Annotated in this window: 1 pseudogene; it reads right to left on the reverse strand. The window is 50.3% G+C overall.

Features of this window, described 5'->3' with window-relative positions:
- A pseudogene (locus KDM89_RS21100) lies at nt 1–308 on the reverse strand (hypothetical protein); the annotation flags it as partial.
- Between the last annotated feature and the right edge of the window lie 16 nt (nt 309–324).

Below are 324 nucleotides of genomic sequence, written 5' to 3' on the forward strand. Positions count from 1 at the left end.
TGACTCTCGCCACCGGCATGTACACCGGAACCGTAAGGTGTGCGCTGCATCAGAAACGGGTAAGTCTGGCTACTGTCTTTGGGAACATACACCACAGTAAACAGCTTAACGCCATCGCGCATAGGAATCTGGTATTCGTATTTGGTATAGCGTTCCCGGACTGTATTGACAGGTACTTCAGCACCATCTGCAGCAGCGTTGACAACGGCGGTGGATGTTGCCGCTTGCGCCAGGCCGACATAACTCTGTGTCACGGCAAACAGTGCCAGCACAAGTGCCTTATGTTTGAAGCTAAGGTTTATTTTCATTATTGCTTCCCTAGAT

The sequence above is a fragment of the Cognatundibacterium luofuense genome, assembly GCF_018139685.1.
Classification (GTDB): domain Bacteria; phylum Pseudomonadota; class Gammaproteobacteria; order Burkholderiales; family Burkholderiaceae_D; genus Undibacterium; species Undibacterium luofuense.